The organism is Blastococcus sp. TF02A-35 (assembly GCF_004571075.1).
In the GTDB taxonomy this organism is placed as follows: domain Bacteria; phylum Actinomycetota; class Actinomycetes; order Mycobacteriales; family Geodermatophilaceae; genus Blastococcus.
Window position 1 is genome coordinate 1 of the sequence record NZ_SPQP01000002.1, and the last position, 23,584, is coordinate 23,584.

Annotated in this window: 29 protein-coding genes; 21 read left to right on the forward strand and 8 right to left on the reverse strand. The window is 75.7% G+C overall.

Annotation, left to right across the window (positions count from 1 at the left end; translation table 11 throughout):
- On the forward strand, positions 1 to 817 hold an 817-nt coding region (gene truA, locus E4P43_RS00895; RefSeq protein ID WP_135143539.1), incomplete at its 5' end, for a tRNA pseudouridine(38-40) synthase TruA.
- 10 nt (positions 818 to 827) lie between these two features.
- On the opposite strand, the gene E4P43_RS00900 is transcribed toward truA, so the two are convergent.
- Together E4P43_RS00900 and E4P43_RS00905 are read right to left on the reverse strand one after the other, a co-directional pair.
- Positions 828 to 1,493, reverse strand: a complete 666-nt coding sequence (locus E4P43_RS00900) for an NAD(P)H-binding protein (RefSeq protein ID WP_135143540.1) — start codon at positions 1,491 to 1,493, stop codon at positions 828 to 830.
- Positions 1,494 to 1,502: 9 nt separating this feature from the next.
- Positions 1,503 to 2,093 (reverse strand): NTP transferase domain-containing protein, encoded by a 591-nt coding sequence (locus E4P43_RS00905; protein ID WP_135143541.1) that lies wholly within the window; start codon positions 2,091 to 2,093, stop codon positions 1,503 to 1,505.
- A gap of 42 nt (positions 2,094 to 2,135) precedes the next feature.
- Here E4P43_RS00905 and fdhD point away from each other — a divergent pair, with 42 nt between their 5' ends.
- Entirely contained in the window at positions 2,136 to 2,966 is an 831-nt protein-coding gene (fdhD, locus tag E4P43_RS00910; protein ID WP_135143542.1) for a formate dehydrogenase accessory sulfurtransferase FdhD, read from the forward strand.
- On the opposite strand, the gene E4P43_RS00915 is transcribed toward fdhD, so the two are convergent.
- From E4P43_RS00915 to glp, 3 genes are read right to left on the reverse strand one after another with little or no spacing between them, the layout of a single operon-like run.
- Positions 2,967 to 3,461: a MogA/MoaB family molybdenum cofactor biosynthesis protein gene (locus E4P43_RS00915; protein ID WP_135143543.1), complete on the reverse strand. Its 495-nt coding sequence runs from the start codon at positions 3,459 to 3,461 to the stop codon at positions 2,967 to 2,969.
- Positions 3,458 to 3,931, reverse strand: a complete 474-nt coding sequence (gene moaC / locus E4P43_RS00920) for a cyclic pyranopterin monophosphate synthase MoaC (protein WP_135143544.1) — start codon at positions 3,929 to 3,931, stop codon at positions 3,458 to 3,460. The genes E4P43_RS00915 and moaC overlap by 4 nt, the downstream gene beginning before the upstream one ends.
- Positions 3,928 to 5,130, reverse strand: a complete 1,203-nt coding sequence (gene glp, locus E4P43_RS00925; RefSeq protein ID WP_135143545.1) for a gephyrin-like molybdotransferase Glp — start codon at positions 5,128 to 5,130, stop codon at positions 3,928 to 3,930. Before glp ends, moaC begins: the two co-directional genes overlap by 4 nt.
- 88 nt (positions 5,131 to 5,218) lie before the next feature.
- On the opposite strand from glp, the gene E4P43_RS00930 reads away from it, so the two are divergent.
- The 12 genes from E4P43_RS00930 to E4P43_RS00985 all read left to right on the forward strand — a co-directional run bounded on the left by E4P43_RS00930 (position 5,219) and on the right by E4P43_RS00985 (position 15,943).
- On the forward strand, positions 5,219 to 5,704 hold the full coding sequence (locus tag E4P43_RS00930) for a carbonic anhydrase (RefSeq protein ID WP_135143546.1): 486 nt from the start codon (positions 5,219 to 5,221) through the stop codon (positions 5,702 to 5,704).
- A 162-nt stretch (positions 5,705 to 5,866) separates the two neighbouring features.
- Positions 5,867 to 6,310 carry a 50S ribosomal protein L13 gene (gene rplM / locus E4P43_RS00935; RefSeq protein WP_135143547.1) on the forward strand — a complete coding sequence of 148 codons (444 nt, stop codon included), beginning with the start codon at positions 5,867 to 5,869 and terminating at the stop codon, positions 6,308 to 6,310.
- On the forward strand, positions 6,307 to 6,726 hold the full coding sequence (gene rpsI, locus E4P43_RS00940) for a 30S ribosomal protein S9 (RefSeq protein WP_135143548.1): 420 nt from the start codon (positions 6,307 to 6,309) through the stop codon (positions 6,724 to 6,726). Before rplM ends, rpsI begins: the two co-directional genes overlap by 4 nt.
- A gap of 20 nt (positions 6,727 to 6,746) precedes the next feature.
- Positions 6,747 to 8,090, forward strand: a complete 1,344-nt coding sequence (gene glmM, locus E4P43_RS00945) for a phosphoglucosamine mutase (RefSeq protein WP_135143549.1) — start codon at positions 6,747 to 6,749, stop codon at positions 8,088 to 8,090.
- Between the two features lie 130 nt (positions 8,091 to 8,220).
- The gene (gene glmS / locus E4P43_RS00950) at positions 8,221 to 10,083 is read left to right on the forward strand and encodes a glutamine--fructose-6-phosphate transaminase (isomerizing) (protein ID WP_135143550.1); all 1,863 of its coding nucleotides are present in this window, start codon (positions 8,221 to 8,223) and stop codon (positions 10,081 to 10,083) included.
- Between the two features lie 85 nt (positions 10,084 to 10,168).
- Positions 10,169 to 10,555, forward strand: a complete 387-nt coding sequence (locus E4P43_RS00955; RefSeq protein WP_135143551.1) for a holo-ACP synthase — start codon at positions 10,169 to 10,171, stop codon at positions 10,553 to 10,555.
- Positions 10,552 to 12,018, forward strand: coding sequence for an NAD(P)H-hydrate dehydratase (locus tag E4P43_RS00960; protein ID WP_135143552.1), 1,467 nt, complete (start codon positions 10,552 to 10,554; stop codon positions 12,016 to 12,018). Before E4P43_RS00955 ends, E4P43_RS00960 begins: the two co-directional genes overlap by 4 nt.
- Positions 12,015 to 13,151: an alanine racemase gene (alr, locus tag E4P43_RS00965; RefSeq protein WP_135143553.1), complete on the forward strand. Its 1,137-nt coding sequence runs from the start codon at positions 12,015 to 12,017 to the stop codon at positions 13,149 to 13,151. The genes E4P43_RS00960 and alr overlap by 4 nt, the downstream gene beginning before the upstream one ends.
- Complete coding sequence (locus tag E4P43_RS00970; RefSeq protein WP_135143554.1) at positions 13,151 to 14,344, forward strand: alpha/beta hydrolase; 1,194 nt, start codon at positions 13,151 to 13,153, stop codon at positions 14,342 to 14,344. Before alr ends, E4P43_RS00970 begins: the two co-directional genes overlap by 1 nt.
- A complete protein-coding gene (locus E4P43_RS00975; protein ID WP_135143555.1) occupies positions 14,341 to 14,970 on the forward strand; it encodes a uracil-DNA glycosylase in 630 nt (209 codons plus the stop codon). The genes E4P43_RS00970 and E4P43_RS00975 overlap by 4 nt, the downstream gene beginning before the upstream one ends.
- On the forward strand, positions 14,967 to 15,422 hold the full coding sequence (gene tsaE, locus E4P43_RS00980; protein WP_135143556.1) for a tRNA (adenosine(37)-N6)-threonylcarbamoyltransferase complex ATPase subunit type 1 TsaE: 456 nt from the start codon (positions 14,967 to 14,969) through the stop codon (positions 15,420 to 15,422). Before E4P43_RS00975 ends, tsaE begins: the two co-directional genes overlap by 4 nt.
- Positions 15,419 to 15,943: a GNAT family N-acetyltransferase gene (locus tag E4P43_RS00985; RefSeq protein ID WP_135143557.1), complete on the forward strand. Its 525-nt coding sequence runs from the start codon at positions 15,419 to 15,421 to the stop codon at positions 15,941 to 15,943. Before tsaE ends, E4P43_RS00985 begins: the two co-directional genes overlap by 4 nt.
- Here the strand turns inward: E4P43_RS00985 and E4P43_RS00990 are convergent.
- Positions 15,903 to 16,310 (reverse strand): GtrA family protein, encoded by a 408-nt coding sequence (locus E4P43_RS00990; RefSeq protein ID WP_135143558.1) that lies wholly within the window; start codon positions 16,308 to 16,310, stop codon positions 15,903 to 15,905. The two genes, E4P43_RS00985 and E4P43_RS00990, sit on opposite strands and share 41 nt — an antisense overlap.
- A gap of 87 nt (positions 16,311 to 16,397) precedes the next feature.
- On the opposite strand from E4P43_RS00990, the gene E4P43_RS00995 reads away from it, so the two are divergent.
- The 5 genes from E4P43_RS00995 (at position 16,398) to E4P43_RS01015 (ending at position 19,538) form a co-directional block, all read left to right on the forward strand.
- Positions 16,398 to 16,811, forward strand: coding sequence for a PPOX class F420-dependent oxidoreductase (locus tag E4P43_RS00995; protein ID WP_135143559.1), 414 nt, complete (start codon positions 16,398 to 16,400; stop codon positions 16,809 to 16,811).
- A 62-nt stretch (positions 16,812 to 16,873) separates the two neighbouring features.
- A complete protein-coding gene (gene tsaB, locus E4P43_RS01000; RefSeq protein ID WP_135143560.1) occupies positions 16,874 to 17,509 on the forward strand; it encodes a tRNA (adenosine(37)-N6)-threonylcarbamoyltransferase complex dimerization subunit type 1 TsaB in 636 nt (211 codons plus the stop codon).
- Positions 17,506 to 17,952, forward strand: coding sequence for a ribosomal protein S18-alanine N-acetyltransferase (gene rimI, locus E4P43_RS01005; protein WP_245158859.1), 447 nt, complete (start codon positions 17,506 to 17,508; stop codon positions 17,950 to 17,952). Before tsaB ends, rimI begins: the two co-directional genes overlap by 4 nt.
- The gene (gene tsaD / locus E4P43_RS01010; RefSeq protein ID WP_135143561.1) at positions 17,949 to 18,986 is read left to right on the forward strand and encodes a tRNA (adenosine(37)-N6)-threonylcarbamoyltransferase complex transferase subunit TsaD; all 1,038 of its coding nucleotides are present in this window, start codon (positions 17,949 to 17,951) and stop codon (positions 18,984 to 18,986) included. Before rimI ends, tsaD begins: the two co-directional genes overlap by 4 nt.
- A gap of 3 nt (positions 18,987 to 18,989) precedes the next feature.
- Positions 18,990 to 19,538: a GNAT family N-acetyltransferase gene (locus E4P43_RS01015; protein ID WP_209313662.1), complete on the forward strand. Its 549-nt coding sequence runs from the start codon at positions 18,990 to 18,992 to the stop codon at positions 19,536 to 19,538.
- A gap of 84 nt (positions 19,539 to 19,622) precedes the next feature.
- Here the strand turns inward: E4P43_RS01015 and E4P43_RS01020 are convergent, their stop codons facing one another.
- Positions 19,623 to 20,855, reverse strand: coding sequence for a class I SAM-dependent methyltransferase (locus tag E4P43_RS01020; RefSeq protein WP_135143562.1), 1,233 nt, complete (start codon positions 20,853 to 20,855; stop codon positions 19,623 to 19,625).
- A 211-nt stretch (positions 20,856 to 21,066) separates the two neighbouring features.
- Between E4P43_RS01020 and groES the strand changes: the two genes are divergently transcribed.
- Complete coding sequence (gene groES, locus E4P43_RS01025) at positions 21,067 to 21,375, forward strand: co-chaperone GroES (RefSeq protein ID WP_014377938.1); 309 nt, start codon at positions 21,067 to 21,069, stop codon at positions 21,373 to 21,375.
- Between the two features lie 169 nt (positions 21,376 to 21,544).
- A complete protein-coding gene (groL, locus tag E4P43_RS01030; RefSeq protein WP_135143563.1) occupies positions 21,545 to 23,191 on the forward strand; it encodes a chaperonin GroEL in 1,647 nt (548 codons plus the stop codon).
- Positions 23,192 to 23,272: 81 nt separating this feature from the next.
- On the opposite strand, the gene E4P43_RS01035 is transcribed toward groL, so the two are convergent.
- Complete coding sequence (locus tag E4P43_RS01035; RefSeq protein WP_104527703.1) at positions 23,273 to 23,572, reverse strand: WhiB family transcriptional regulator; 300 nt, start codon at positions 23,570 to 23,572, stop codon at positions 23,273 to 23,275.
- Positions 23,573 to 23,584 lie beyond the last annotated feature (12 nt).

Consider the following 23,584-nt stretch of genomic DNA (forward strand, 5'->3'; position numbering starts at 1 on the left):
GCTCGTCCGTCTTCGTCTCGCGGTCCAGTACGACGGGACCGCCTTCCACGGGTGGGCGCGCCAGCCGTCCCTGCGCACGGTCCAGGAGGAGCTGGAGCGGGGGCTGGCCACCGTGCTGCGCCGACCCGTCGAGCTGACCGTCGCCGGGCGGACCGACGCGGGGGTGCACGCCACCGGTCAGGTCGTGCACTGCGACGTGCCCGCCCCGCTGTGGGAGGAGCAGGCCCCGAAGCTCCTCCGCAGGCTGCGCGGGGTCCTGCCCTCCGACGTCGCCGTGCGCGCGGTCACCGAGGCGCACCCGGACTTCGACGCCCGGTTCGGCGCGCTGGCCCGGCACTACGTCTACCGGCTCACCGACGAGCCGGCCGGCGCCCCTCCGCTGCGCAGGTCGGACACCGTCGCCTGGCCCCGGCGGCTGGACGCAGCCGCCATGGACCTGGCCGCGGGCCTGCTGCTGGGCGAGAACGACTTCGCCGCCTACTGCAAGCGGCGCGAGGGGGCCACGACCGTGCGCACGCTGCTGCGGCTCACCGTCGAGCGCCGGCGCGAGGACGACGGCGGCGAGGTGGTGCGCATCGACGCCTCGGCCGACGCCTTCTGCCACTCGATGGTCCGCAGCCTCGTCGGCGGGCTGGTCGCCGTGGGGGAGGGGCGCCGCCCGCTGGACTGGCCCGCGGGCCTGCTGAGCCGCACCGAGCGGGCCAGCGAGGTGCCGGTGGCCCCCGCCCACGGGCTGACGCTGGTCGCGGTCGACTACCCGGCCGACGACGAGCTCGCCGCCCGCACCCGCGTCACCCGCGCCCGCCGGGGCGAGTGACCGCTCGGGTTCACGGCAGGGAGCGCACCGCGTCGTCGATCGGGGTGTCGCCGGAGACCAGCTCCACCACGGCCCCGTCGCGGCCGGCGTCGAGGAGCGCGAGGAGGACCGCGGCGACGTCGTCCCGCGGGATGCTGCCGCGGTCGGCGTGCCGGGCCAGGGTCACCCGGCCGGTGCCCGGGTCGTCGGTGAGCCCGCCGGGACGGACCACCGTGACGGCGAGCGCCTCCCGCGCCAGCAGGTCCTGCTCGGCGGCCAGCTTCGCGCGCAGGTAGGCGGTGAAGACCTCGTCGACGCCGTCGGGCTGAGCGCCGTCGGCGACCAGGTCCACGCCCATCGACGACACCAGTACGTACCGGCGGACGCCGGCCCGCTCGGCGGCGTCGGCGAGCAGGACGGCGGCGGCGCGGTCGACGGTGTCCTTGCGGCCGGTGCCGCTGCCCGGGCCCGCCCCGGCGGCGAACACGACGGCGTCGGCGCCCGAGACCACCGCGGCCACGTCCTCGACGCCGGCCTGCTCCAGGTCCAGCACCGCCGGGGCCGTGCCGTCGGCCTCCAGGTCGGCCCGGTGGTCGGGGTTGCGGACGATCCCGGTGACGGAGTCCCCGCGGGCGGACAGCAGGCGGCCGAGGCGGCGGGCGATCTGGCCGTGGGCCCCGGCGATGACGATGCGCATGGGGGCGCCCTACCCGGGGCGCCGGGCGGCTACCTCCCGGGCGCTCGCCAGCTCCTCAGGTGTGTCGCAGTCCACCCACGGCGGCACGGAGCCGGGGGCGACGGGCGGACGGTGCCGGTCCACCTCCAGCCCGCCCAGCGCGTGGTGCAGCGCGGCCGGGGCCCCGGGGGCCGCCACGGCGCGGCGCAGGGCCGCCGTCCGCCAGACGCCGAGCAGCAGCTGGTCACGGCCGGTGTCGTCGACGACGAGCACGCCGTCGGCCCGCAGGCCCCGGCGCAGCTCGGTGACCAGCTGCGCGGTGAGGAAGGGCAGGTCGGCGGCGAGCACGGCGACGACGTCCGTGTCGACGGCGGCGAGCCCCGCCCGCAGCGCGGCGACCGGTCCGCCTCCGGGCGGCTCCTCCCGGACGACCACGACGCCCGGGGCCGTGGGCTGCGGGGGCCCGACCACCACCCGGAGCGCCGCGTCCGCCGCGGCGGCGAGGACGGCGGCCAGCATGGTGCGGCCACCGACGTCCAGCTGCGGCTTCGCCTGCCCGCCCAGCCGCGCGGCACGGCCGCCGGCCAGCACCACGGCCGAGTACGGCGGCAGATCCTCCATGCGCAGCACCGTAGGCCGCCGGGCCTGGGTACCGTCGCCCCCGTGGGACGAGTCACCAGCCGCACCCCGGTGCTGCGCATCCGCGGGCCGCAGCACACCACCCGGCCCGACACCGTGGCGGCCGAGGAGCCGCTGGAGATCCGGCTGGGCGGCACAGCGCTCGCCGTGACCATGCGGACGCCCGGCGACGACTTCGACCTGGTGCACGGCTTCCTGGCCACCGAGGGGGTCATCACCGGGGCCGCCGACGTGGCCGGCCTGCGGTACTGCGACTCGGTCGACGCCGACGGCCGCAACACCTACAACGTGGTGGACGTCGACCTCGCGCCCGGCGTGCCCGTCCCGGACACCGGCCTGGAGCGGAACTTCTACACGTCGAGCTCGTGCGGGGTCTGCGGCAAGGCGAGCATCGACGCGATCCGCACCAGGACGACCTTCGACGTCGCCTCCGACGGGGCGCGGCTGCCGCTGGAGGTGCTGCTGGCCCTGCCGGACCGGCTGCGGGCCGAGCAGCAGGTGTTCGAGAAGACCGGCGGGCTGCACGCCGCGGGCCTGTTCACCGCCGAGGGCGAGCTGGTGGCGCTGCGCGAGGACGTCGGCCGGCACAACGCGGTGGACAAGGTGGTCGGCGACGGCGTGCGCGCCGGTCGGCTGCCGCTGGCGGGGCACGTGCTCATGGTCAGCGGGCGGGCCAGCTTCGAGCTCACCCAGAAGGCGGCCATGGCCGGCATCCCGGTGCTCGCCGCCGTCTCGGCGCCGTCGTCCCTGGCGGTGGAGCTCGCCCGCGAGGTCGGCATCACCCTGGTCGGCTTCCTGCGCGGCGACGGGTGCAACGTCTACACGCACCAGGAGCGGATCGTCCTCCCGGACTGATCAGTGGTCGCCGCCGCGGAGCTGGCTGACCACGTGCGGCAGCAGCGGCCCGAGGACCGCCAGGCCGTCCTTCACGCCGCCGGTCGACCCCGGCAGGTTCACGATCAGCGTGCGCCCGGCCGTGCCGGCCAGCCCCCGAGAGAGGACCGCGGTCGGCACCCCGTTCTCGGCTCCGTACCGGCGGACCGCCTCGGCGATGCCCGGTGCCTCCCGGTCGAGGACCGCCCGGGTGGCCTCCGGGGTCACGTCGGTGGGGGACAGGCCGGTGCCGCCGGTCGTGACCACCAGGTCGACGCCCAGGTCGACGGCGTCCCGCAGCACCGCGGCCAGCTCCTCGACGTCGTCCGGGCGCACGTGCGGGCCCTCGACGGCGAAGCCGAGCTCGCGCAGCCCGGCCGCCAGAGCCTGGCCGCTGCGGTCCTCGTAGACGCCCGCGGAGGCCCGGTTCGACGCGGTGACGACGACGGCGCGCGCACCGGCCAGGGGGCTGCTCACCGGGTCCACTCGCCGCTCTTGCCGCCGGTCTTCCGCAGCAGCCGGACGTCGGTGACGCTCGCCCGCGGGTCCACCGCCTTGACCATGTCGATCATGGTCAGGCCGGCCACGGAGACCGCAGTCAGCGCCTCCATCTCCACCCCGGTCCGGTCGGCGGTGCGGGCGGTGGCGGTGATCTCCACGGCGTCGTCGGTGACCTCGATGTCCACGGTGACGCCGTGCAGGGCGATCGGGTGGCACAGCGGCACGAGGTCCGGGGTCCGCTTGGCCCCGGCGATGCCGGCGATCCGCGCGACGGCGACGGCGTCGCCCTTGGGCACGCCCTTCCCGCGGAGCAGGTCGACGACCTCGGCGCTGACCAGCACCCGGCCGGCCGCGGTCGCCTCGCGGGCGGTGACCTGCTTGGCGCTGACGTCGACCATGCGGGCGGCGCCGGTCTCGTCCACGTGCGTGAGCCGCGGTCCGGTCATTGCAGGGCTCCTTCGATCAGCACCACGTCGACGTGCGCGCCGGCGGGCAGTTCGGTGACGTCCTCGGGGACCACCACGAGGCAGTTGGCGCGGGCGAGGTGCGCCACCAGGTGCGAGCCGGGCCCGCCGACCTGGGAGACCTCGCCGCCGTCGTACCGGCCGCGCAGGAACTGGCGCCTGCCCGCCGGGGAGCGCAGCGGCCCGGAGAGGCGCGCGGGGGCCCGCAGCCGGTCGGGGAAGGCGTGCCCGAGCGCCCGGCGCAGGGCCGGGCGGACGAACACCTCGAAGGACACGAAGGAGCTGACCGGGTTGCCCGGCAGCGTCACGACCGGGACGCCGTCGACGGTGCCGGCGCCCTGGGGACCGCCGGGCTGCATCGCCACCTTGCCGAACTCGACGGTACCCAGGGTGCGGAAGGCGTCCTTGACGACCTCGTACGCGCCGGCGCTCACCCCGCCGCTGGTGACCAGCAGGTCGGCCGAGGCCAGCTCCGCCCGGACGGTGGTGAGGAACTGGTCGACGTCGTCGGGCACGAAGTGCAGGCGCCGGGGGACGCCGCCGGCCTCCTCGACAGCGGCGGCCAGCAGCGTCGAGTTCGACTCGTAGATCTGCCCCCGCTGCAGCGGCCGGCCCGGCTCGACCAGCTCGCTGCCGGTGGACAGGACCAGCACGCGGGGCCGGCGCCGGACGGTGAGCGCGGTGACCCCGACCGCCGCGGCCAGGCCCAGCTGCGCCGCGCCCAGCGGCGCCCCGGCGGACAGCGCGACGGTGCCCGCCGCGATGTCCTCACCGGCTCCGCGCAGGTGGCTGCCGACGGGTGGGCGGTCCCGGATCTCGACGACGTCGGTGCCGCCGTCGGTGAGCTCCACCGGGACGACGACGTCGGCACCCGGCGGCAGCGGGGCACCGGTCATGATGCGGTGCACGGTGCCGGGTGCGAGCGCCACGACGTCGCTGCGGCCGGCGGGGATGTCCTCGGCGACCGGCAGCCGCACGGGGCCGCCGTCGGGGCCGGCCAGCTCGGCCCAGCGGCCGGCGTACCCGTCCATCGCGGAGTTGTCGAAGCCGGGCAGCGGGACCTGCGCCACGACGTCGCGGGCCAGCACCCGCCCGTGCGCCTCGGCCAGCGGGACGGTCTCCTCCGGCATGGCCGGCAGCAGGGCGTTCACCACCGCCTGGTGTTCCTCGACCGTGCGCACCCGCCCATCCTGGCCGATCGTCCCTGCTGCCGGCCCGGCGGCCGCCGGTTACTGTCCCCGGGCACCGACGGAGAGACGGAGGACGGACGTGGCGGAGATCGACCGGATGCTCGAGGCGAACGCAGCCTGGGCGGCGAGGTTCCCGGGCAGCAAGCCGGTGCGCCCGGCCCGCAAGGTGGCCGTGGTGGCCTGCATGGACGCGCGCATCCCGCTGTTCGGCGTCCTCGGCCTGGAGGTCGGCGACGCGCACGTGATCCGCAACGCCGGCGGGGTCGTCACCGAGGACGTCATCCGGTCGCTCACCATCAGCCAGCACGCGCTGGGCACCCGGGAGATCGTCCTGGTGCACCACACCGAGTGCGGCCTGCAGGCCACCGACGACATCTCCTTCGCCGACGCGGTCGAGAAGGCCACCGGCCGGCGCCCGCCGTGGGCGGCCCGGGCCTTCACCGACGTCGACGACGACGTCCGCGAGTCGATCCGGCTCATCAAGGAGAGCCCCTACCTGCTCTCGCACGAGGTGCGCGGCACGGTCTACGACGTCGACACGGGGCTGGTCCGCGAGGTCGCCTGACCCCTGCCCGCCGGCGGCGGGAGGGCGAGATCGCCCGGCTGGTATCGTGAACGGCTGGCGCGCGCGAGCCGGCTGGTGCTGCGCGCGTCGACCCACGTCTCCCGTGCTCGGTGAGGCGAACCCACCAGCCACCCCGACGACGACGCAAGGAGTCGAGCGCCCGTGCGCACGTACACCCCCAAGCCCGGCGAGGTCGCCCGGGCCTGGCACGTCATCGACGCCACCGATGTGGTGCTCGGTCGACTGGCCAGCCAGACCGCGCAGCTGCTGCGCGGCAAGCACAAGCCCCAGTACGCCCCGCACGTCGACGTCGGCGACTTCGTCGTCATCGTCAACGCCGGCAAGGTCGCCCTGACCGGGTCGAAGCGGGACGACAAGCTCGCCTACCGGCACTCCGGTCACCCGGGTGGTCTCAAGACCATCAACGTGGGCGACCAGCTGCGCACGCACCCCGACCGCGTCATCGAGCGCGCGATCAAGGGCATGCTGCCGCACAACACCCTCGGTCGGCAGATGCTCAAGAAGCTCAAGGTCTACGCCGGCCCCGAGCACCCGCACGCCGCGCAGGCGCCCACGAACTACGAGATCAAGCAGGTGGCCCAGTGACCAGCGCACTGACCGTGACCGACGCCGACGGGCGTCCGATCCAGACCGTCGGCCGCCGCAAGGAGGCCATCGTCCGGGTGCGCCTCCTGCCCGGCACCGGCCAGTTCAAGCTCAACGGCCGCACCCTCGAGGAGTACTTCCCGAACAAGGTGCACCAGCAGCTCATCCGTGAGCCGTTCGTGACCCTCGAGAAGGCCGAGCAGTACGACGTCGTCGGCCTGCTCAAGGGTGGCGGCGTCACCGGCCAGGCCGGTGCCCTCCGCCTGGCGATCGCCCGCGCCCTCATCGAGGTCGAGGCCGAGGACCGCCCGGCCCTCAAGAAGGCCGGCTTCCTGACCCGTGACGCTCGCGTCAAGGAGCGCAAGAAGTACGGGCTCAAGAAGGCCCGCAAGGCTCCTCAGTACTCCAAGCGCTGACCGGCACGGCGGCGTCGTCCATGGGGGGGAGACTCTTCGGGACCGACGGCGTCCGGGGTCGGGCCAACTCCGACCTCACGCCGGAGCTGGCCCTCTCGGTGGCTCGTGCCGCCGCAGGCGTGCTCGCCGACCGCGACGGGGCCTCGCGTCCCGTCGCGGTCGTCGGCCGCGACCCCCGCGCCAGCGGGGAGATGCTCGAGGCCGCGGTCGTCGCGGGCCTCACGAGCGCCGGAGCCGAGGTGCTCCTGGCCGGCGTGGTCCCCACGCCGGCGCTGGCCTACCTGACCGGCCGCAGCGACGCCGACCTCGGCGTCATGATCTCGGCCAGCCACAACCCGATGCCCGACAACGGCATCAAGCTCTTCAGCCGGGGCGGGCACAAGCTCCCCGACGCCGTCGAGGCCGCCATCGAGCAGGCCGTCACCTCCGGCGTGACCGACGGGCACCGCCCGACCGGCGCCGCGATCGGCCGCGTCCAGGCGCTCACCGACGGCGTCGACTCCTACGTCGAGCACCTGCTGTCGACCGTGGACCGGCCGCTGTCCGGCCTCTCCGTGGTCGTCGACGGGGCGCACGGCGCCGCCGCCGGTGCCGCTCCCGAGGTCTACCGCCGTGCCGGGGCCACCGTCCACGCCATCGGCTGCGAGCCCGACGGCTGGAACATCAACGACGGCATCGGCTCGACCCACCTGGGCCCGCTCGTCAGCGCGGTGCGCGAGCACGGCGCGGACATCGGCATCGCCCACGACGGCGACGCCGACCGCTGCCTGGCCGTGACCGCCTCCGGCGAGGTCGTCGACGGCGACGCGATCCTGGCCATCTGCGCGCTGGCGCTGCACGAGCGCGGCGAACTGAGGTCCGACACCGTCGTGGCGACGGTGATGAGCAACCTGGGCTTCCACCACACGATGCGCGACGCAGGCATCGCCGTGCACACCACCGCCGTGGGCGACCGCTACGTGCTGGAGGCCCTCCGCGCGCGGGGGCTGAGCCTCGGCGGCGAGCAGAGCGGCCACCTCGTGTTCCTCGAGCACGCCACCACCGGCGACGGTCTGCTCACCGGCCTGTCCCTGCTCTCCCGCATGGCCGCGACCGGCTCCTCGCTGGCCGAGCTCGCCTCCGTCGTGCAGCGGCTCCCGCAGGTGCTCATCAACGTGCCCGTGCAGGACCGGCTCGCCGTCGCCGAGAGCGACGAGGTCGCCGCCGCGGTGAACGCGGTGGAGGAGGAGCTCGGCGACTCCGGCCGGGTGCTGCTGCGCCCGTCCGGGACCGAGCAGCTGGTGCGCGTCATGGTCGAGGCGCCCACGCAGGAGCAGGCCGACGCGGTCGCCCAGCGGCTGGCCGCCGTCGTCGCCGTCGTCTGACGGGCGGCGCCCGCGGTCCCGCGGGTGGCTGGTGGGCCGCGTGTGACGCAGGGCGAGCCGAGCAGCGCCCGGGGGGCCTGCGACGGCGTCGTTGACGGATCGGTCCGCCTCCGGCGGTATCCTCGGACCAATGTGCGGCATCGTGGGTTACGTCGGTCCGCAGGGCGCGCTTGACGTCGTCCTGGAAGGACTCCGGAGGCTGGAGTACCGCGGGTACGACTCGGCAGGCGTCGCCCTCCTCTCGGACGGTGAGCTGAGCACGGCCAAGAAGGCCGGCAAGCTGGCCAACCTGGAGAAGGAGCTCGCCGAGCAGCCGCTGCCGGCGGCCACCATCGGCATCGGCCACACGCGCTGGGCCACGCACGGCGGCCCGAGCGACCGGAACGCCCACCCGCACGTCTCCGCGGACGGCACCGTCGCGGTGATCCACAACGGCATCATCGAGAACTTCGCCGCGCTGCGCGCCGAGTGCGAGGCCTCGGGCATCGAGTTCTCGTCTGAGACCGACACCGAGGTCGTCGCCCACCTGCTCGCGGCGGTCTACGAGGCCACCCCCGAGGGCGAGGGCCGCCTCGCCGAGGCGATGCGCGGCGTCTGCCAGCGGCTGGAGGGCGCCTTCACCCTCGTCGCCACGCACGTCGCCGAGCCCGACACCCTCGTCGCCGCCCGCCGCAGCAGCCCCCTGGTCGTGGGCGTCGGCGACGGCGAGTACTTCCTGGGGTCCGACGTCGCCGCCTTCATCGGGCACACCCGCGAGGCCCGCGAGCTCGGCCAGGACCAGGTCGTGGAGATCGACCGCACCCGCGGCCTCACCGTGACCGGCTTCGACGGCACGCCCGCCGAGCCCAAGGCCTACACCGTCGACTGGGACGCCGCGGCCGCCGAGAAGGGCGGCTACGACTGGTTCATGCTCAAGGAGATCGCCGAGCAGCCCCAGGCCGTCGCCGACACGCTGCTCGGCCGCCTCGGGGAGAACGGCGAGCTGCTCCTGGACGAGGTCCGCCTCTCCGACGAGGAGCTGCGCGACATCGACAAGATCTTCGTCGTCTCGTGCGGGACCTCCTACCACGCGGGCCTGATCGCCAAGTACGCCATCGAGCACTGGACCCGGATCCCGGTCGAGGTCGAGGTGGCCAGCGAGTTCCGCTACCGCGACCCGGTGCTCGACCGCTCCACGCTCGTGATCGTCATCAGCCAGTCCGGCGAGACCATGGACACCCTGATGGCCCTGCGGCACGCCAAGGAGCAGAAGGCCCGCGTCCTGGCGATCTGCAACGCCAACGGGTCGACCATCCCGCGCGAGTCCGACGCGGTGCTCTACACGCACGCCGGCCCCGAGATCGCCGTCGCCTCCACCAAGGCCTTCCTCAGCCAGATCGTCGCCTGCTACCTGGTGGGGCTCTTCCTCGCCCAGGTGCGCGGCATCAAGTACGAGGACGAGATCGCCGCCATCGTCGACGACCTCCGCCGCCTGCCCGAGGCGGTGGAGAAGGTGCTCGAGCAGATGGAGCCGGTCCGCGCGCTGGGCCGCTCGCTGGCCGACGCGAACACGATCCTCTTCCTCGGCCGGCACGTCGGGTTCCCCGTCGCGCTCGAGGGCGCGCTCAAGCTCAAGGAGCTCGCCTACATCCACGCCGAGGGCTTCGCCGCCGGCGAGCTCAAGCACGGGCCGATCGCCGTCATCGACCAGGGGACGCCGGTCGTGGTGATCGTGCCCTCGCCGCGCAGCCGCAACTCGGTGCACGGCAAGGTGGTCTCCAACATCCAGGAGGTGCGCGCCCGCGGGGCCCGCACCATCGTGATCGCGGAGGAGGGCGACGAGGACGTCGTCCCCTACGCCGACCACCTGATCCGGGTGCCCCGCACGCCGACGCTGATGGCTCCGGTGGTCACCACCGTGCCGCTGCAGGTCCTCTCCTGCGAGATCGCGGACACCCGCGGCTTCGACGTCGACCAGCCGCGCAACCTGGCCAAGTCCGTCACCGTCGAGTAGCAGAAGGACCCCTCCGCCTCCCCCCAGCACTCGCTCCGCTCGCGCCGGGACCCCTGCGGAGGGGCCGTTCCATACACTCGCCCAGGTGATCATCGGTGTCGGGATCGACGTGGTGCCGGTGGAGCGGTTCGCGGAGTCGCTCACCCGGACGCCCGGGCTGCGCGACCGGCTGTTCACCGCGGCCGAGCAGCGCACGCCCGCGGGCAACCCCCGCAGCGGTGAGTCCCTAGCCGCCCGGTTCGCGGCCAAGGAGGCGCTGGCCAAGGCGCTCGGCGCGCCCGGTGACCTGCACTGGCACGACGCCGAGGTGACCGTCGGCGAGCACGGCCGGCCGCACCTGGAGGTGCGCGGCTCGGTGGCCGGGCGCGCGGCGCAGCTGGGCGTCACGTCGTGGCACGTCTCGCTCAGCCACGACGGCGGCATCGCCTCGGCCGTGGTCGTCGCCGAGGGCTTCCCGCGGGAGGCGTCGTGATCGGGCTGCACACCGCCGACGAGGTGCGGGCCGCGGAGGCGCCGCTGCTCGCCGCGCTCCCGGACGGCGCCCTCATGCAGCGCGCCGCGACCGGGCTGGCCACGGTCTGCCTGCGGCTGCTCGGCCGCCCCTACGGCGCCCGCGTCGCCCTGCTGGTGGGTGCCGGCGGCAACGGCGGGGACGCGCTGCACGCCGGCGCCCTGCTCGCCGGGCGCGGGGCCCGCGTCACCGCCGTCCTGCTCAGCCCCGAGCGGGCGCACGCCCCGGGGCTGGCCGCCCTCCGCCGGGCGGGGGGACGCACCGTCGCGCCCGACGACGCCGGGCCCTTGCTCGACCGGGCCGACCTCGTGCTCGACGGGATCGTGGGCATCGGCGGTTCCGGAGGCCTCCGCCCGTCCGCCGCGGCGCTCGTCGAGCGGGCGGCCGGCGGGCCCGCGCTCATGGTCGCCGTCGACGTGCCGAGCGGCGTCGACGCGGACACCGGCGCGGTCGAGGGCGCCGCCTTCCCGGCCACCCACACCGTCACCTTCGGCGCGGTGAAGCCCGGCCTCGTCGTCGGTGCCGGGCGCGCGCACGCCGGCGAGGTGCACCTGGTCGACATCGGGCTGGGGGAGCACCTCCGGCCCGCGCGGGCGTGGCAGCTGACCGACGCCGACGTCGCGGGCCGGCTGCCGGTGCCCGAGGCCGGTGACGACAAGTACTCGCAGGGCGTGGTCGGCGTCGTCGCCGGCTCGGCGACCTACCCGGGTGCCGGCGTGCTCTGCACCGGGGCGGCGCTGCGCACCCGGCCGGGGCTGGTGCGCTACGCGGGGACCGCCGCCGAGGGGGTCCGCGCCGCGTGGCCCGAGGCGATCGTCACCGAGGGGCGGCCCTCCGACGCCGGGCGGGTGCAGGCGTGGGTGGTCGGGCCCGGCACGGGCACCGACGACGACGCCCGCGGCGTGCTGGCCGAGGTGCTGGCCACCGACCTCCCGGTGCTGGTCGACGCCGACGCGCTGACCCTGCTCGCGCGCGAGCCCGACCTGGTCCGGCAGCGCGCCGCCGCCACCGTGCTGACCCCGCACGACCGCGAGTTCGCCCGGTTCGGTGCGGAGGTGGGCGAGGACCGCATCGGTGCGGCCCGGCGGCTGGCCGCCGACCTCGGCGCCGTCGTCCTGCTCAAGGGCGAGGCCACGGTCGTCGCGGACCCCCGCGGCACGGCGTTCGTCAACGCCACGGGTACCCCCTGGCTGGCCACGGCCGGCACGGGCGACGTGCTCTCGGGCATCACCGGCGCGCTGCTGGCCACCGACCTCCCCGCGGCCGAGGCGGCGGCCGTGGCGGCGCACGTGCACGGCCGGGCCGGGCAGCTGGCGGCCGCCGAGGGGCCGCTGATCGCCGGTGACCTGGTGCGGCACCTGCCCGCGGCGATCGACCGGGTGCGCGGTGGCCGTCCGGTGCGCCTGCCAGACTCGGGACCGTGACGAACGGGACCGGGGCCGAGATCGTCGTCGACCTCGACGCGATCGCGGCCAACACCGCTGCGCTCCGCGAGCGCGTGCGCCGGCCGCTGATGGCGGTCGTCAAGGCCGACGCCTACGGCCACGGGCTGGTCCCGGCGGCTCGGGCCGCGCTGGCCGGCGGCGCCGACCAGCTGGGGGTCACCGTCCTGGAGGAGGGGCTGGCGCTGCGCGCCGCCGGGGTCACCGCCCCCGTGCTGACCTGGCTGAACGGGCCGGGCGCCGACTACGCCGCCGCGCTCACCGCCGACCTCGAGGTCTCGGTGAACGCGGTCTGGGCGCTGGCCGAGGTCGTGGCCGCGGCCCGGGCCACCGGACGGCCCGCGCGGCTGCACCTGTTCGTCGACACCGGGCTGTCCCGGGAGGGCGCCACGGCTGCCGAGTGGCCCGGGCTGGTGGCCGCAGCCGTCCGCGCGCAGGCCGACGGCGACGTGACCGTCGTCGGGCTGTGGAGCCACATGGCCTACGCCGACGCGCCCACCCACCCCACCATCGGCGCCCAGGTGCGTGCGTTCGAGGAGGCGGTGGGCATCGCGCGCTCGGCCGGCCTCACCGACGCCCGACGGCACCTCGCCAACTCCGCGGCGACCGTGGCGCTGCCCGACACCTGGTTCGACATGGTGCGGCCCGGGGTCGCCGTCTACGGCCTGGACCCGCTGGGCGGGGACGCCGCCGCGCACGGGCTGCGACCGGCGATGACCGTGCGGGCGCGGGTCGCGCTGGCCAAGCGCGTGCCCGCGGGGTCCGGCGTCTCCTACGGCCACACGTACACGACGCCGGCCGAGACGACGCTGGCCCTGGTGCCGGTCGGCTACGCCGACGGGGTGCCGCGCGCCGGGGGGAACAGCGCGCCGGTCCTGGCGGCCGGCGCTCAGCGCACCATCGCCGGCCGGGTGTGCATGGACCAGTTCGTCGTCGACGTCGGCGACGCGGCGGTCGCGCCCGGCGACGAGGTGGTCCTGTGGGGGCCGGGCGACGGCGGTGAGCCGACGGCCCAGCAGTGGGCCGACGCCACCGGCACCATCCACTACGAGCTGGTCACCCGGATCGGGGGACGGTTCGCCCGCCGGTACGTCGGCTCGGCGGGGGCGGTCTGATGGCCCGCGGGGGAGCTCCGCACAAGCACCCGAAGGCCCGCAAGGCCGGGGTGGTCGGCGCCCTGCTGGGCCTGGCCGCGGCCGGCACCGCCACGGGCGTCGCGGTCAGCAAGATCGCCGCCCGCCGGGTGCGCGCCGCGGAGCTCGGGCCGGCGGCGGAGCTGCCGGAGAACCTCACCGAGGCGCAGCTGCGCGAGGTCGACCCCCTCGGCCTGGAGGCGCGGCCGGCCGACCGCACGGCGCTGGTGCAGACCGACGACCGCGTCCTGCTGGCCGTCGAGGAGATCGGGCCGCGCGACGCCCCGCTGACCGTCGTCTTCGTGCACGGCTACACCCTCTCCATGGCCTCCTGGGCCTTCCAGCGGCGCACCCTGGCCGCCGAGCTCGCCACGGAGAACGGCCACCGGCCGGACGCCCGCCTGGTGTTCTACGACCAGCGCGGCCACGGGGCCTCCGGCCGCGGCAGGCCGGAGAACTCGACGATCGAGCAGCTCGCCCGCGACCTGCTCGCGGTGCTCGACGCCCGGGTCCCGCGTGGGCCGGTGGTGCTGGTCGGCCACTCCATGGGCGGCATGACGGTCATGGGCCTGGCGGCGCTGCGGCCGGAGCTGTTCGGCAGCCGCGTGGTGGGGGCCGCGCTCGTCTCGACCTCCAGCGGCAACCTCGCCGACCTGAACTTCGGCCTCCCCGAGATGCTCACCCGGGTGCGGGCCGCCGTCCTGCCGGTCGCCGCGTGGACCATGCGGCACCGCCCGGCGTTCGCCGAGCGCACCCGGCGGGTGGCCGCGGAGCTGGTGTCGGTCGCGACGCGCTCGCTGTCGTTCGGCTCCTCCGACGTCGACCCGGCGCTGGGGCGCTACGTGGACGCGATGATCGCCGGCACCCCGGTCGACGTGATCGCGGAGTTCTACCCGGCGCTGGCCGGCCTGGACGAGACCGGCTCGCTCGAGCCGCTGCGCGCCGTCCCCACGCTGGTGCTCACCGGCGACCGGGACAAGATGATCCCCAAGGAGCACAGCGACCTGATCGCGGAGCGGCTCGGGCGGGCCGGCGAGGCCTCGTCCGAGTACGTGGTCGTCCCCGGGGCCGGCCACATGGTGCAGCTGGAGCGACCCGACGAGGTCAGCGCCGCGATCACCGCGCTGCTCCGCCGCGCCGGGGCAGGGCAGCGGTCCGGGAGGGCGCCCCGATGAGCCCGGTCGGTGCCGACCACGACGCCCGGACCGTCGCCGCCACCGCGGAGGCGGCCCCGGACTGGGCGGCGCTGGCCGCGGCGGCGCGGACGTGCGTGGCCTGCCCCGAGCTGGCCGCGACCCGGCAGCACGTCGTCGTCGGCGACGTGCCGGTGACCGGACGTCCCCGGCTCGTGCTGGTCGGGGAGGCGCCCGGGGCCACCGAGGACGAGACCGGCCGGCCGTTCGTCGGGAAGTCGGGTGCGCTGCTGGACCTGCTGCTCGCCGAGGCCGGGCTGGACCGGGCCGAGGCCGCCGTGCTGAACGTGGTCAAGTGCCGCCCGCCGGCGAACCGCACCCCGAAGGCCCCCGAGGTCGCGCGGTGCAGCGGCTGGCTGCGGCGCCAGCTGGACCTGCTCGGCGCGCCGGTCGTCGTGGCGCTCGGGCTGTCGTCGGCCAAGTGGTTCCTCGGCCCCCGGACCGTCCTCGCCTCCGTCCGCGGCCGGCCGCACGAGGTCGACGGCCGTGCCGTGTGGGCGACCTACCACCCGTCGGCGGCCATCCGGTTCGGGCCGAACGGGGCGCCGCGGGCAGGGCTGCTCGCCGACCTCACCGCCGTCGCAGCGACCCTGGAGGGAACCGCGTGAAGCGCGAGCACGTGCTGCCGACGCTCGCCGACACCCACGAGCTCGGCCGGCAGCTGGCCGAGCTGGCGCGCCCGGGGGACCTGCTGGTCCTGGTCGGGCCGCTGGGGGCGGGCAAGACCGCGCTGACCCAGGGCATCGGCGCCGGGCTGGGCGTGCGCGAGCCGGTGACGTCGCCGACGTTCGTCATCGCCCGGGCCCACCGCGACGGGCGCATCCCGCTCGTGCACGTCGACGCCTACCGGCTGGGCGGCCACGCCGACGTCGACGACCTCGACCTGGACGCCTCGACGGAGGAGTCGGTGACCGTCGTCGAGTGGGGGCAGGGCCTGGTCGAGCAGCTGGCCGACGAGCACCTCGAGGTGCGGCTGGACCGGCGGGAGGACGACGTCCGCACCGCCGTCCTGCTGCCGCACGGCCCCGGCTGGGAGCAGCGGCTCGGCGGAGGCGCGTGACCGCCCCGGCGGTGCGGGTGGACGTGGCGCGCCACCCGCGGGAGGACGGCGGGCTCGCCGCGCGGCTCTGGCGGCTGCAGCGGGCGGCCTACGCGGTGGAGGCGGCGCTGATCGGTGACGACCGGATCCCCGCGCTGCACGAGAGCGTCGACGACATGGTCTCCGCGCCGCTGCGCTGGGCGGTCGCCGAGGAGGACGGAGCCGTCCTCGGTGCCCTGGCCTGGGCGGAGTCGCCGGACGTGCTGCAGGTCGACCGGCTCGTCGTCGACCCGGCGGCGCACCGGCGCGGCGTGGGCCGGGCGCTGGTCGGCGTGCTCCTGGACCACGCCGCCGGCCGCGACGTCGTCGTCTCCACCGGCCGGGACAACGCTCCGGCCCGCGCGCTGTACGAGCGCGCCGGGTTCCGGCCGCGCGGGGACCGCGAGGTCCTCGCCGGGCTGTGGGTGACCGACTACCGCCGCGCGGGCCGGCCCACCGGGGTCACGCGCGGAAGACCACCAGCCGCAGCACCACGAAGTTGACCGCCGTCCCGAGCCCCTGCGAGAGCGCCCAGGCCAGCGTCACCCGCCACGAGGAGCCGGGCAGGGTGGCCAGGGCGAGGGCGTTGGTGGCCAGGATGACGACGAACGTGGTGCCGTAGAGCAGCGCGAACGACGCGGCCCGGCGGCGCCCGCCGGAGACCCCGAACGCCCACCGCCGGTTCAGCACGTACGCCGTCGTCGTGCCGGCCGCGAAGCTGATCGCGCGCGCCGCGTACGTGGGCAGGCCCAGGTGCAGCCCGAGCGTGTAGACGCCGAGGTCCACCAGGGCGCTCACCGCGCCCACGGCCGCGAACCGGACGAGCTGGCCGACCCACTCGGGGCGGCCGGGGCCGGTACCGCCGCTCATCGCCCACCCCGTCCGTTCCCGCGGCACCCGCTGCCGGTCGCCGCCAGCCTGCCGCATGGCCGCGGCACGCGCGGGTACGGCGCGGTCGTGGCAGACACCCAGGACGGTCCCGAGCTCCACCCGGTCACCCGCGAGCTGGCGGAGGGCGCGAACTACGCGGCGATGAGCACGCTGCTGCCGAGCGGCCGCATCCAGACGCAGTACGTGTGGGTGCACACCGACGGCGCGCGGGTGTGCGTGAACACCGAGGTACACCGGCAGAAGTACAAGGACCTCGAGCGCGACCCCCGCGTCACCCTGGCGATCCTCGACGCCGGCAACCCCTACCGGTACGCCGAGGTGCGCGGCCGGGTCGTGGAGACCGAGCGCGGGGAGCGGGCGCGCGCCCAGATCGACGAGCTGTCCCAGAAGTACGACGGTCGGCCCTACCCGGCGGAGAACATCCACAGCGAGCGGGTCATCGTCTGGATCGAGCCGGAGCGGCAGACGATCGCCGGCTGACAGCCGGCCGTGCCATCGCCGGCTGACACCCCGGCGGGCGGCGCGCACTACCCTGGCCCTCCGTGCTGGTCCTCGCGCTCGACACCGCCACCCCGACCCTCGTCGCGGGCGTGGCGCGGTGGACACCCGACGGTGGCGCCGAGGTCCTGGCCGAGCGCGCCGTCCCCTCGGGCACGAAGCACGCCGAGCTGCTGACGCCCGCGGTCCGGGGTGCGCTGGCCGACGCCGGGCTGTCGCTGGCCGACGTCGAGGCCGTCGTCACCGGGCTGGGCCCCGGGCCCTTCACCGGCCTGCGGGTCGGCGTGGTCACCGCCGCCGCGATCGCCGACGCCCGGGGGCTGCCCGTCGTGGGCGTCTGCTCGCTGGACGCGGTGGGCTCGGGCGCGCGGACCGTCGTCACCGACGCCCGCCGCAAGGAGGTCTACTGGGCCACCTACGCCGCCGACGGCTCGCGCACCGACGGCCCGGCGGTCGTCCGGCCGGAGGAGCTGGGCCTGCCCGGCCCGTTCGTCGGTGACCCCGCCTTCGAGCAGCGGCTGGGCGCGGAGGTGGCCCGGGCCGACGTCACGACCGCAGGGCTGCTGCGCGCCGCCGCCGACCAGCTGGCCGACCCGGGCTCCGCGGCGCCGCTGGTCCCGCTGTACCTGCGCCGGCCCGACGCGGTGCCCCCGACGTCGATCAAGGCCGTGACGCAGTGACCCGGCTGCGGCCGATGCGGCTGGCCGACATCCCCGCGGTGATGGTGCTGGAGGAGGAGCTCTTCGCCCCCGACACGTGGACGGCGGCGATGTACCGGGAGGAGCTGGCGCAGACCGGGACCCGGCACTACCTGGTCGCCGAGGACGGCGAGTCGGTCGTCGGGTACGCCGGGCTGATCGCCTACTCCGACGAGGCGCACGTGGCGACGATCGGCGTCACGGGGGCACGGCAGGGCGAGGGCATCGGGGCGCAGCTGCTGGACGCGCTGCTCGCCGAGGCCGACCGGCGGCGGAGCCCCGTGGTGCTGCTCGAGGTGCGGGCGGACAACGAGCTGGCCCAGGGGCTGTACCGGCGGCGCGGGTTCGCCGAGATCGGCCGGCGGCCGAGGTACTACCAACCGAGCGGCACGGACGCGGTCGTCATGAGGCGGGAGAAGCCGTGAAGCAGGAACCGATCGTCCTGGGGTTCGAGACCTCGTGCGACGAGACCGGTGTCGGCATCGTCCGCGGGCACACCCTGCTCGCCGACGCGCTGGCCACCTCGATGGCCGAGCACGAGCGGTTCGGCGGGGTCGTGCCCGAGATCGCCTCGCGGGCGCACCTCGAGGCGATGGTGCCCACCGTGCACCGCGCACTCGCCGAGGCCGGCCTGCAGGCCTCCGACGTCGACGCCGTGGCGGTGACCAGCGGCCCCGGCCTCACCGGCGCGCTGCTGGTGGGCGTGGCGGCGGCCAAGGCCTACGCGCTGGCGCTGGACAAGCCGCTGTACGGCGTCAACCACCTGGCCGCGCACGTCGCCGTCGACGAGCTGCAGCACGGCCCGCTGGCCGAGCCGTCGATCGCGATGCTGGTCTCGGGTGGGCACAGCTCGCTGCTGCTGGTGCCCGACCTGGCGCAGGAGGTGCAGTCGCTCGGCCGCACCATCGACGACGCGGCGGGGGAGGCCTTCGACAAGGTCGCCCGCGTGCTCGGTCTGCCGTTCCCGGGCGGGCCGCCGATCGACCGCGCCGCCCGCGAGGGCGACCCGGACGCGATCGCCTTCCCGCGCGGGCTCACCGGGCCGCGGGACCCGGTCTACGACTTCTCGTTCTCCGGGCTGAAGACCGCCGTCGCCCGCTGGATCGAGGCGCGCGAGCGGGCGGGGGAGCCGGTGCCGGTCGCCGACGTCGCGGCCTCGTTCCAGGAGGCGGTCGCCGACGTGCTGACCGCCAAGGCAGTGCGGGCGTGCAAGGACCACGGCGTGGACCACCTGGTGCTCGGCGGGGGAGTGGCGGCCAACTCGCGGCTGCGCGCCCTGGCCGAGGAGCGGTGCGCCGCGGCCGGCATCGTGCTCCGGGTGCCCAGCCCCAAGCTGTGCACCGACAACGGCGCCATGGTGGCCGCGCTCGGCTCCCGGCTGGTCGCCGCCGGTGTCGCGCCGTCGGCCCCCGACCTGGGCGCGGACAGCTCGCTGCCGATCGACGTCGTCAGCCGCTGAGCCGTGCGCCCGCCCCCGGTGATCCGCCTCCTCGCCCCGGGGGAGCTGAGCACGGCGCAGGAGATCGAGCGGGCCGCGGGGCGGGCGTTCGCGGACGTCGGCATGCCGGAGATAGCCACCGACGACCCGCTGCCGGCGGCCGAGCTGGATCGGTACCGGCGGGCCGGACTGGCCTGGGCGGCGGCCGATGCGGACGACGAGCCGGTCGGCTACCTGCTCGCCGAGCCGGTGGACGGCGCGCTGCACGTCGAGCAGGTCTCGGTGCACCCCCGGGCCGCCCGCCGGGGAGTCGGGCGGGCGCTGCTCGAGCACGCCGCCATGCACGCCGCGGAGGCCGGCCTCACGTCGCTGACCCTCACCACCTTCGAGGACGTGCCGTGGAACGCGCCCTACTACCGCCGGTGCGGCTTCCGCGTGCTGGACGAGCGCGAGTGGACGCCGGGGCTGCGGGCGATCCGGGAGCGCGAGGCGGCGCACGGCCTGGACCGGTGGCGCCGCGTGTGCATGCGCCGGGACCTGGCCTCCGCGGCCGGGGGCGTCGTCAGCCGTTGACGTTCGGCCGGGTTGAGCCGCCCGGGCGACCGTGAGGCCGCACCGTGGCCCGGCTACAGGTCCGGTGGTGCGGGTCGACCCGCCCTACGTGAGGTCGCAGACGAGCGCGGTGGGTGCACCAGCCACGCGGGTGACGACGACGGTCGCCGTCCCGGAGCCGTCGCCGCGCAGCTGGCGGGCCAGCGTCTCCGGCTCGATCGCGGAGCCGCGCTTCTTCACGACCACCCGGCCCACGCCGCGGGAGCGCAGCAGCGCCTTCAGCTTCTTGAGGTTGAACGGCAGCACCTCGTCCACCCGGTAGGAGCGCACCCACGGGCCGTCGGCGGGCGCGTCGGAGGTGAGGTAGGCGATCGTCGGGTCGACCAGCGTCGCGCCGAGGTCGGCGGCGACCAGCGACACGAGGCCCGAGCGGATCACCGCCGGGTCCGGCTCGTGCAGCCAGCCGCGCACCGGCCCCGGAGCTGCCGGGCCGGGGTCCGCGTCGGCGGTCAGCTCGTGCGCGGCGCCGTCGCGCACGACCGTGGCGCGGCGCCAGGTGGAGGAGACCGCGCGGCCCCACAGCAGCGCCTCGACGATCGAGCCGCCGACGGAGACCCACTCGGCCTCCACGCCGTCGGGGACGCGGTCGTGGTCGAGGCCGGGGGCGACCTTCACGACCGAGGTCGGCATCCGGTCGAGCAGCTGGGCCACGGTCGACCACGGCGGGGACCAGTGGTCGGGGTCGAGCTGGCGTCGGCCGCCCGCGCGCCTGGCCGGGTCCAGGACGGCGGCGCCGCACCCCGCGACCTCGCCGCCGCGCGCCGCCGCCACCAGCTCGACGGCGTCGCCGGCCACCACCCACACGTCGTCGGCGACCCCCATGGCCTCGACGTTGAGGGCGGTGAGCTCGCGGGCGACGGGGTCGACGTCGACGGCGAGCACGCGCGCGCCGGCGCGGGCGAGCGCGATCGTGTCGGTGCCCGCCGCGCACCCGAGGTCGGCGACGGAGTCCGCACCGCCGGCGAGGAGCCGGGCGGCGCGACGGGCCGCGAGCTCCGGGCGGCCGGCCTGCTCGAGCGCGTCGGAGGTGAACAGCAGCCGGTCGGCGTCGGCCCCGAACGTCGCCCGGGCCCGCTGCCGCTGGCGCGCGATGCCCCAGGCCGGTCCGGCCAGGTCCGCGCCCACCTCGGCGCGCAGCCGGGTCAGGGCGGCGACCGCGTCCACCCTCTCGTCCAGGAGCACCGACGCCCGGGACAGCGCCGCCGCACCCTCCGGCGTCGCCAGCGCGCGCAGCTGGCGCACCGTCTCGGCGGTCTGCTCCTCGGGTTCCCGGTCCACCGGCACAGCGTGGCGTACGGGCCGGTCCGTCCCGTCGTCACCCACCCCGGGGACCAGGTTGAGCGGCTGGCACTCTCGTAGGTAGAGTGCCAAGCGACACGGGCTGGCGCCCGACCCCCGCGACGGCGGGTGCCCGGATCCCGTGCCACAGCATCAGCACCACAGCACGAACATCCACCAGCCGTCCGACACCGAAGGGGGCGTCACCGACGTGACGACCGCTACCAAGGTCAGCATCAAGCCGCTGGAGGACCGGGTCGTGGTCCAGGCCAACGAGGCCGAGACCACCACCGCCTCCGGTCTGGTCATCCCGGACACCGCCAAGGAGAAGCCCCAGGAGGGCACCGTCGTCGCCGTCGGCCCCGGCCGCATCGACGACAACGGCAACCGCGTCCCGCTCGACGTGAACGTCGGCGACGTGGTCATCTACTCGAAGTACGGCGGCACCGAGGTCAAGTACGCTGGCGAGGAGTACCTCGTGCTCTCCGCCCGCGACCTGCTCGCCGTCGTGGAGAAGTAGAAGGACCTCGTCCTCCTCATCCCTCGCGAGCTCGGGACGAGCCTCTGGACGAGGCCGTCCCAGCACGGCGAGAAGCTCCACCAGTAGTTCCCTCGACCGCCCCGGGCGACCCGAACTCGGGTCCCGGGGCGGTCGTCTTTCGCCCTGCACTTACTGATCGGACAAGCCCATGGCCAAGATCATCAAGTTCAACGAGGACGCCCGTCGGGCCCTCGAGCGCGGTGTCGACAAGCTCGCCGACGCCGTCAAGGTGACGATCGGCCCCCGCGGCCGCAACGTCGTCCTCGACAAGAAGTTCGGCGCCCCGACCATCACCAACGACGGCGTCACCATCGCCCGTGAGGTCGAGCTCGACGACCCCTACGAGAACCTCGGCGCGCAGCTCGCCAAGAGCGTCGCGACCAAGACCAACGACGTCGCCGGCGACGGCACGACCACCGCGACCGTGCTCGCCCAGGCGCTGGTCCACGAGGGCATGCGCAACGTCGCCGCCGGTGCCAGCCCCCTCGGCCTCGGCCGCGGCATGCGCGCGGCCGTCGACGCCGTGCACGCCGCCCTCGACGCCGCCGCCATCCCGGTGGAGAAGCGCGAGGCCATCGCCGGCGTCGCCACCATCTCCGCCCAGGACGCCGAGGTCGGCGAGCTGATCGGCGAGGCGATGGAGCGCGTCGGCAAGGACGGCGTCATCACCGTCGAGGAGAGCAACACCCTGCACACCGAGCTCGACGTCACCGAGGGCGTCCAGTTCGACAAGGGCTACCTCTCGCCGTACTTCGTCACCGACCAGGAGGCCATGGAGGCCGTCCTGGACGACGCCCTCGTGCTGCTGGTCAGCGGCAAGGTCAGCGCGCTGGCCGAGCTGCTCCCGCTGCTGGAGAAGGTCCTCTCCACCGGCGGCCGGCCGCTGCTGATCGTCGCCGAGGACGTCGAGGGCGAGGCGCTGTCGACCCTGGTCGTGAACTCGATCCGCAAGACCATCAAGGTCGTCGCGGTGAAGTCGCCGTACTTCGGCGACCGGCGCAAGGCGTTCATGGCCGACCTCGCCGTCGTCACCGGCGGGCAGGTCGTCACCGAGGACGTCGGCCTCAAGCTCGACCAGGTCGGCCTCGAGGTGCTCGGCACCGCCCGCCGGGTCACCGTCACCAAGGACGCCACCACGATCGTCGACGGCGGCGGCACCTCCGACGGCATCGCCGACCGGGTGGCGCAGATCCGCCGCGAGATCGACGCCACCGACTCCGACTGGGACCGCGAGAAGCTCCAGGAGCGCCTCGCGAAGCTGGCCGGTGGCATCGGCGTCATCCGCGTCGGCGCGGCCACCGAGGTCGAGCTCAAGGAGCGCAAGCACCGCATCGAGGACGCCATCGCGGCCACCCGCGCGGCGGTCGAGGAGGGGGTCATCCCCGGCGGCGGCTCTGCGCTGGTGCACGCCGCCTCGGCGATCGACGGCCTCTCGCTCGAGGGCGACGAGCTGACCGGTGCCCGCGCGGTCCGCGCGGCGCTGGACGCCCCGATGGTGCAGATCGCCGAGAACGCCGGCTTCGAGGGCCGCGTCGTCGTCGCCAAGGTGCGCGAGGCCGGCGCCGGTCAGGGCTTCAACGCCGCGACCGGTGAGTACGGCGACCTGGCCGCCCAAGGCGTCATCGACCCGGTCAAGGTCACCAAGGCCGCGCTGGGCAACGCCGTCTCGATCGCGGCGATGGTGCTCACCACCGACTCCGCCGTCGTCGAGGCTCCCGAGGAGGAGCACGACCACGGCGCCGGTGGGCACCACACCCACGGCCACTCGCACGGCGGGCACGGCCACAGCCACTAGGCCCCGCCGGCTCGATCGCACACGCGAGAGGGCCCGGTCCAGGAATCCTGGACCGGGCCCTCTCGGCGTTCGTAGGGGGTGTCAGACCCCGGCTGCGACGGCGGCCGGCTCGGCGGCGATCAGCCGGGCCCGCTCCTCCTCGCTCATCCCGCCCCAGACCCCGTAGGGCTCCCGCACCGCCAGGGCGTGCTTGAGGCACGCCTCGACGACCGGGCACCGCGCGCACACGGCCTTGGCTGCGGTCTGCCGACGCGCCCGGGCCGGCCCGCGCTCGCCGTCGGGGTGGAAGAAGAGGGACGTGTTCTCGCCACGGCAGGCGCCGTGGAGCTGCCAGTCCCAGACCTCGGCGACGGGCGTCGGGAGTCTGCGGATGTCGGCCATGTCTCCTCCAGG